At 48.5% G+C, this 6961-nt stretch carries 5 protein-coding genes; 2 read left to right on the top strand and 3 right to left on the bottom strand.

The window, feature by feature from the left end; translation table 11 throughout:
- Window positions 1–209: 209 nt before the first annotated feature.
- Entirely contained in the window at window positions 210–1283 is a 1074-nt protein-coding gene (locus tag QUB04_RS28430; protein WP_333289674.1) for a hypothetical protein, read from the bottom strand.
- Window positions 1284–1385: 102 nt separating this feature from the next.
- Window positions 1386–2933, bottom strand: a complete 1548-nt coding sequence (locus tag QUB04_RS28425) for a TonB family protein (protein ID WP_333289672.1) — start codon at window positions 2931–2933, stop codon at window positions 1386–1388.
- Between the two features lie 764 nt (window positions 2934–3697).
- Between QUB04_RS28425 and QUB04_RS28420 the strand changes: the two genes are divergently transcribed.
- Window positions 3698–4357, top strand: a complete 660-nt coding sequence (locus tag QUB04_RS28420) for a MotA/TolQ/ExbB proton channel family protein (RefSeq protein WP_333289670.1) — start codon at window positions 3698–3700, stop codon at window positions 4355–4357.
- Complete coding sequence (locus QUB04_RS28415) at window positions 4341–4742, top strand: biopolymer transporter ExbD (protein WP_333289668.1); 402 nt, start codon at window positions 4341–4343, stop codon at window positions 4740–4742. The genes QUB04_RS28420 and QUB04_RS28415 overlap by 17 nt, the downstream gene beginning before the upstream one ends.
- A 166-nt stretch (window positions 4743–4908) precedes the next feature.
- Here QUB04_RS28415 and QUB04_RS28410 read toward each other — a convergent pair whose 3' ends face one another.
- Entirely contained in the window at window positions 4909–6540 is a 1632-nt protein-coding gene (locus QUB04_RS28410) for an alpha-amylase family protein (RefSeq protein ID WP_333289665.1), read from the bottom strand.
- Window positions 6541–6961: the final 421 nt, after the last annotated feature.

Genomic DNA, 6961 nt, shown 5'->3' with positions numbered 1-6961 from the left:
ATCTCTGTATTCTCTCCCTCTGCGTTCTCTGCGCCCTCTGCGGTTAAATCATTCCGATGCAACCGGAAACGATATAACTGAGATATTGCACCCTTCTCAATTAGCCTTTTATGAACAGGCTTTCCGGCCTGTTCCACAAAAGATAAATTTTCTTGTGGAACGGGCATCTTGCCCGTTCTTGACAATGGTGCAAGATGTGAGTTATAAGCTTATTTTTTAAGCTGCCCCTGTTGCCAAGTTCCCTCTACTTTCGTCCCATCTGCATATAGATAAGAACCTTGCCCGTGTTTCTGGCCGTTGAGGAATTCACCTTGATAGCGATCGCCATTTGCGTAAATGCAGGTACCTTTGCCGTTGAACTGACCCTCGCTAAATTCGCCTTCGCAGCGATCGCCATTCTTAAAAACGTAAACTCCTTTCCCGCTCATCTTACCCTTGACAAAAGTGCCTTTATAGCTATTTCCATTGGCGAACTCACGGACACCTTCACCACTAAATTCTCCATTGTCAAACGGCCCTTGATAACGTCCCCCTTCTTTAAAAGTAAACAACCCCTGACCTTGAAGGTTGCCCTTCACAAACTCTCCTTCATAGCGGTTGCCGTTCGGATATTCGCGAACCCCTTTACCGTGAAACTGCCCTTCACTAAATTGCCCCTCATAACGACCTCCTTCAGCAAAGGTATAAATTCCCTGCCCGTGAGGTAAGTTATTCAGCAACTCTCCTTCGTAGCGGTTCTTATTAGCATATTGACAGACGCCTTTGCCGTTAACTTTTCCTTCTTTAATATCTCCTTCGCATCGAGTGCCATTACTGAACGTAAAAGCCCCACGGCCGCTGGGAGAACCACTCGTAAAAGAGCCTTCGTAACGAATGCCGTTAGTTGAGGTAAAAGTGCCTGTACCGTCGAACTCACCGTTTTTAAAAGTACCTTCGTAGCGGTTGCCGTTAGCAAATTCGCGGACACCTTGACCGTTGAATTCACCCAAAGCAAATTCTCCTTGGTATTTACCTTCTTCTTTAAAGGTATAGATGCCTTTACCGTGAGGTTTGCCGTTAAGAAATTGGCCTTCGTAGCGATCGCCGTTGGCATATTGACAGATGCCGGGGCCGCTGAGTTTTCCCTCACTCAATTCTCCCTCGCAACGTCCGCCATCGGGTAAAGTAATTACTCCTGCCATTGCGCTGTCAGGGTTGGCAAACAACACAGCCATTCCCAAGTTGGAACCCAGTAATAGAGCGAGTCCAACTCGCTGAAGTTTACTTAATATTGCTGACGACATTCCCACATTCATAATTCACAAAAAATTCAACTTTTAACTTTGCTATTCCTTGGACGGTTCTATAGAATTCCCAGCCAAATTGCTAGAGTTTCAAAAAAATCCCTACTTATCGAGCTGGAAGGTAATGGATGCTCTTTCTCCTTTAATGCCACTCTCTGATGAGGCAAGTTTCCATTTTTCTACTGCTTTAATCACTGCGCGATTCAAGTCGTTGTATTTGCTAGGAGTCGAAATCTTGATGTTGAATGGCTTACCGTTGGGGTCAATGTCAAACACGACTTCCACTTCGCCTTGCCGCCCTTCTTCTCTGGCTGCGCTCGGATATTCAGGTCTACCGCAGCTAATGCAAGTGTCGGGAAGCCGGCCGGAAGAGCCCGAAGGACTCCCCCCTCTTCCCGGATTTGTCGGTTTTGGCACTGGCCCGGAACCGCTGCCAAATGGCCCTGACGAACCTCCGCCAGCATTTCCACCTCCACCGGGTGATGAGTTCGACGCACTTCCGACCGGGCTACCAGAGGAGGGGAGGTTTCCTACATCTCCGATCCCATTTCCAGAATTGCCGCCGCCTCCTGGCCTGGTGGCCGTGACTGGCGAGCCAGCCGCAGGCCTTCGGGGCGATCGCCCCGAACCAGCCGCAAATGGCTCATCAGAAGGTATGTCGCCATTTTTGCTGGCACCGGATGGTGAGTTCGGCGCACTTCCTCCGGGGCTACCAGAGGAGGAAGGGTTTGTGAGATCCCCGATCGCATTTCCAGAGTTACTACCGCCTCCTGGCCTAGTAGCTGTGACTGGTGAGGCAGCCGCGGGCGATCGCTGTATGGGCCCGGAAGAAGGATTTAATGGCTCTGAGGAAGGTTCCCCGCTACCCGCCGAAGCAGGCGGCTGGTTTTCAGGGCTGTCTGAGGAGTTGGGATTTCCAGCATCTTTTGTAATGTCTCGGTCACTCCCAGCACCATTGGGGCGGGAGGCGGTAACGGGTGGTTCGCTTTTTGGAGGATCGGGCGAAGGGGTTTCGGGTTCATTGGCGATCGGGGTTTTAGGAGTTTCTGGGGAATTAAAATCCTGTTGAGGTGGGGGGGAAGGCTCCAGAGGAGTTGGTGGCGGAGTTTCCGCTAAGGGCGGCTCTTTCTTAATCTCTGGCGGCGGCGTTGCCGCTACGGGTGGCTCCTCTGGCATCGGCGGCGGCGTTGCCGCTACGGGTGGCTCCTCTGGAATCGGCGGTGGCGTTGCCGCTACGGGTGGCTCCTCTGGAATCGGCGGTGGCGTTACCGCTACGGGTGGCTCCTCTGGAATCGGCGGTGGCGTTACCGCTACGGGTGGCTCCTCTGGAATCGGCGGGGGCGTTGCAGCTACCGGTGACTCCTCTGCGGGAGCTGGCTCTGGTGGCGGTTCTGGTTTGAAAGTGTCAGGCGGGGGAGATACCTTTTCTGGAATAGTCGGCTCTGGCTCGGTTTCCTCTACTTTAGGCTCCTCAAGCATAACAACTTCAATGGGCTCCTCTGCAAATTCAGCAGGTTTGACCAAGTTGAGGCTCAACGGCAGCGCGACACCGTGCAGGAAGGCTGAGCCTAACAGACTGAGCGCCAGAACTTTTTTGAGAGCTTCTTCTTGTTGTTCTCTTTGCGTCGCCGAAATATTTGAAAAACTCATGCCTTATCAATCTCCTTGATGGATGGGTTGGCAACGTCCTCGCTGGCTCCCCCACATAACCCGAAACAAGCTACCAAGTGTCGGTTGAGCTTGCTATCAATGATGAACCTACCCATCCTATAAGAAGACTGTCACCCTGTTCAAGACTCTTGCAATTAATTTTCATTATTTTATTTTGATGTAGCGAGTAGACGCTACCAATCAGCATTTCCTTTGGGTGCGCCTACCTTGCTCTTATGGGCGCTGTCAATCTTCTGATTCTGGCAGGGCAAGGTTCCAAAATGCCTTAACTGCAATACTCTACCCCGTAATCTACCAACAAATTTCAACATTCTCAAGCTTTTCAGAGAACATCTTACATAAGTCAAAATGATTAATTTGCTTATTTTTAATAATTAAATATTATTTAAAAGTGTGGATGATGGCTTGACAAACACTGATATTTGTGGAAACCTAGTTGAGAATCTTTTAAATTATTGAAGATTATTGTCAAGTCCTAACGCAAATCTTTAGCAAGCAAGCACTGGGAGAAAAATCGGTCGAGATCACAGTAGAAGCATTTTGGGTAAAGACGAAGATAGTCACATACAGGTAATGCGTTTGTGCGATCGCGATCGCGCTTGCGATCGCGCTTGAGTGAAAAAATTCGCAGTCTGAATCACTTGTGCCGACTTGACGCAGAAATTCTACCAGCTTTCGATCGGGCTAATTGCACCATTAGGCAGCTTGCGATCACTCAACACAGCTAACGAGAATACAAACTAATGGATAATTTCATTTACATTTTTCGCGCTGGGGGCATTGTTTCTTGGCCGCTGCTTGCCTCGTCAATCGCAGCAGTCGCACTGATTTTAGAGCGTCTTGTCTTTTGGTTTAAAGTGAATCGGCGACAGCGGCGGGTCGTTCGGGAAGTGCTAAAACTTTACAGCCAAAACCCGGATTCCGCCATCAAAAAGTTACAAGTAAACGCGGATTTGCCCTTAGCCCGAATTTTTTTGGAAGCATTAGAATTAGACTCGCCCAACATCGAAGAATTTTGTTTGGTGTTAGAGAGTGCAGCTCAGGCAGAAATCCCCGTTTTGAAGCGATTCAATACAATATTTGACACCATTATCACCCTCTCCCCGCTATTTGGGTTGCTCGGAACAGTTTTGGGCTTAATTACCACCTTTGACTCCCTCAAACTGGGAGATGCTGCAGGCACCAATGCCGCAGGCGTTACCGGGGGGATTAGCGAAGCCCTCGTTTCTACGGCAATGGGGTTAGTGGTGGCAATCTTTACACTCTTATTTGCCAATATGTTTCGCGGGTTTTACTTACAGCAGATTGCTTTTATGCAGGAAGCCGGAGGCCAGCTAGAGCTATTGTACCGTCACCACTACGAAAAACTACCAAGAGAATCTAATTATGCGCCTACCCGATGAACCTGAGAGTATTGCCCAGATCAACATCGTGCCACTGATTGATGTAACCTTCGCCATATTGACGTTTTTCATTGTTTCCTCTTTGTCTTTATCCAAATCCGAGGGTCTGCCCGTAAATTTACCGAAAGCAGCAACTTCTCAAGTTCAGGACTCGCCTGCTAAAATTACCGTCACCATTGATGCTCAGGGAAAATTAATGGTTGATAAAAAGTTAGTCAACTTAGAGCAGATTGAGAGTACAGTGCGACAGGTAATGGGGTCAAATCCGAGCTCATTAATTGTGCTGAATGCGGATAAAAGCGTCAATCACGGAAATGTGGTGGAAGTTATGGATCGATTACGCCGAATTAAGGGAGCTAAGTTAGGGATTGCTACCGCAAAGTAGAGAGACTAGCGAAGGTCTATACTGAGCAAGATAGAGATAAAAATGCTTCTAGAAACATAGAGAAAGTCGGGATGGGGAATCGCCCCGACTATAAACGGGCGCAGAGGGATTGTTAGACTAGCAACGGTTAGCAGAACCCTGTGAAGCGTCAAGAATCACCGCACCTTCATGTCGGTGAGTATTTCAATCGAAACCAGCGATAGCCGTAGGCTTCTAAGGGAATAGAGGCCGAGTCCGCATCGAGAGATTCATAGAGACGATCGCCAAATAAATCGAACAGATGGCTGTATTCGTTAGATTTGAGCGTAGCGGTACAAGGCTTGTCGGCTAGATTGTGCACAGCAATCACCCTCCTGCCTTCCCAGTCGCAGCAGTGGGCTAAAACCGAGGGAGAGTCGGTTTCCAGAATGTGCCACTTGCCCATACCCAACTCAGGACATTGCTTGCGGATGCGGATTGCACGATCCATCCAGTTAATTAATGAGCCAGGATCGCGCTGCGCTGCGGCGACATTGACTTGTTTGTAACCGTATTCTCCGTTGGCGATCGCAGGTCTGGCAAGGGCCTCAGTTGCAGCCGTCGAGAAGCCACCATTCGCGGCATCTGACCATTGCATCACCGTCCGCACGCTGTCTCGACCTTCCAGCGAAAGGTCATCGCCCATGCCAATTTCTTCGCCATAGCGCAGCATGGGTGTACCAGGCAGGGTGAAAAGCAAACTGTACACCAGTTCAATCCGGCGGCGAGATCCTCCCATCATCGGTGGTAAGCGACGACGAATCCCCCGCCCGAAAATTTGCATAGTTTTCTCAGGGGCAAACGCTGCAAAAATTTCCTCTCGTTCCGATGAAGAAATGCGGTCTAACGTCAGTTCATCATGGTGGCGCACAAAATTAAGCCACTGACAAATAGGAGGAATATCCGGTAAGGTTTTTAGTCCCTCGCGCAATGCTGTGGATTCTTGACGCGCCAGGGCCAAAAACAGATGCTGGTTCAGCAAAAAGTTGAACAGGATGTGCATTCTGTCGCCCTTAGCAAAGTAGACAGGAATTTGATCGCGATCGACATTTGCTTCTGCCAGCAACACAGCATGACCCTGACGCGATGACACAAACTCTCTCATTTCTTCCAAGAAACCTCGCAGGCTTTCGGGGTCTGCACCTTCGATGCCAATCCCCTTAATTAAAAAGGGAACAGCATCAATGCGAAATCCAGACACGCCCAGTTCTAGCCAGAAACCCATAATTTTGCATATTTCTTCTCGTACCGCCGGATTGGCAATATTCAAATCTGGCTGTTCTTTATAGAAGTGATGCAAATAGTAAGCTTTTGCTTGTTCATCGTACTCCCAAATACTGTCCTCGACATCGGGAAATATCAGTTGTTCTGGATCGGTTTTGGGTGGATTTTCTGACCACACATAGTAATTCCGATACTTGGAGTTTTTATCGCTTTTGGCTGCAACAAACCACGGATGCTGATTGGACGTATGATTTACTACCAGATCGATCAGCACGCGAATTCCTCGTTCCCTGGCTTGGTGCATGAACTCGACAAAATCTCCCAGGGTTCCCAGTCGCGGGTCAATGTTGTAGTAATCCATCACGTCGTAACCATTGTCGCGGTTAGGGGAAGGATAAAACGGCAGCAACCACAAACAAGTAATTCCTAGTCCTGATAAATAGTCTAGGCGGTTGATAAGTCCCTGAAAGTCGCCGACACCATCGCCGTCGGAGTCCATGAAGGTTTCAACATCGAGGGAGTAGACAATTGCGTTTTTATACCAGAGGTCTTTCATTGCAGTCTATTTCTTAATAGAGAAACTGTGTAACATCGCTTTGTTCAGAAACCCGGTCACAGGGACATTTAGGAAGCTGAATGCCACGAATATAGCTCATCTTTTGCAATATGAGCCTAAGTCCTGTTTGTCCCAATTAGAAATCTATCAATATAAAGGTAGATGAAATATCTCCCACTATAATAAATCAATTACGTAAAAAAAAACGGTTGCTCAGGCTGATTACCATTAGCACGAGCAACCGGTACCAATTTCCGATTAGATGTTCATCCCAATAGCCACCTTGCTTAGCTTGTAGCTGCACTGTCTTCGCTCTCTTTCGCCAAGACAGTGCTTTCGCCACCAACCTTAGTTAAATCTAAATCGGTCAGGCCTTGTCAATCCTAACGACATAGGAGTGGTGTTTGCCTTTAGCGATCGC

It is taken from the genome of Microcoleus sp. D2_18a_B4 (genome assembly GCF_036702475.1).
Classification (GTDB): domain Bacteria; phylum Cyanobacteriota; class Cyanobacteriia; order Cyanobacteriales; family Microcoleaceae; genus Microcoleus.
This window is presented reverse-complemented; position numbering and strand designations above follow the sequence as displayed.

Bases quoted from the DNA above. Each gene is read 5' to 3' on its own strand.
- QUB04_RS28420 (WP_333289670.1), top strand. From the start codon at position 3,698: ATGGATAATTTCATTTACATTTTTCGCGCTGGGGGCATTGTTTCTTGG.
- QUB04_RS28415 (WP_333289668.1), top strand. From the start codon at position 4,341: ATGCGCCTACCCGATGAACCTGAGAGTATTGCCCAGATCAACATCGTG.
- QUB04_RS28425 (WP_333289672.1), bottom strand. From the start codon at position 2,933: ATGAGTTTTTCAAATATTTCGGCGACGCAAAGAGAACAACAAGAAGAA.
- QUB04_RS28410 (WP_333289665.1), bottom strand. From the start codon at position 6,540: ATGAAAGACCTCTGGTATAAAAACGCAATTGTCTACTCCCTCGATGTT.
- QUB04_RS28430 (WP_333289674.1), bottom strand. From the start codon at position 1,283: ATGTCGTCAGCAATATTAAGTAAACTTCAGCGAGTTGGACTCGCTCTA.